The sequence below is a fragment of the Klebsiella sp. 141240 genome, assembly GCF_050600805.1.
GTDB classification, from domain to species: Bacteria; Pseudomonadota; Gammaproteobacteria; order Enterobacterales; family Enterobacteriaceae; genus Klebsiella; species Klebsiella aerogenes.
In genome coordinates this window covers 1-707 of record NZ_JAQIRK010000058.1, presented here as the reverse complement: position 1 = coordinate 707, position 707 = coordinate 1, and the positions used below count along the sequence as shown (strand labels likewise).

1 rRNA gene is annotated in these 707 nt (G+C 53.7%); it reads right to left on the bottom strand.

The window, feature by feature from the left end:
• Positions 1–23: 23 nt before the first annotated feature.
• Positions 24–707 (bottom strand): 23S ribosomal RNA (locus PGQ95_RS26300); the annotation flags it as partial.

Genomic DNA, 707 nt, shown 5'->3' with positions numbered 1-707 from the left:
CGCCAAAACATCTTCGGCGTTGTAAGGTTAAGCCTCACGGTTCATTAGTATCGGTTAGCTCAACGTATCGCTACGCTTACACACCCGACCTATCAACGTCATCGTCTTTAACGTTCCTTCAGGAGACTTAAAGTCTCAGGGAGAACTCATCTCGGGGCAAGTTTCGTGCTTAGATGCTTTCAGCACTTATCTCTTCCGCATTTAGCTACCGGGCAATGCCATTGGCATGACAACCCGAACACCAGTGATGCGTCCACTCCGGTCCTCTCGTACTAGGAGCAGCCCCCCTCAATTCTCCAGCGCCCACGGCAGATAGGGACCGAACTGTCTCACGACGTTCTAAACCCAGCTCGCGTACCACTTTAAATGGCGAACAGCCATACCCTTGGGACCTACTTCAGCCCCAGGATGTGATGAGCCGACATCGAGGTGCCAAACACCGCCGTCGATATGAACTCTTGGGCGGTATCAGCCTGTTATCCCCGGAGTACCTTTTATCCGTTGAGCGATGGCCCTTCCATTCAGAACCACCGGATCACTATGACCTGCTTTCGCACCTGCTCGCGCCGTCACGCTCGCAGTCAAGCTAGCTTATGCCATTGCACTAACCTCCTGATGTCCGACCAGGATTAGCTAACCTTCGTGCTCCTCCGTTACTCTTTGGGAGGAGACCGCCCCAGTCAAACTACCCACCAGACACTGTCCGC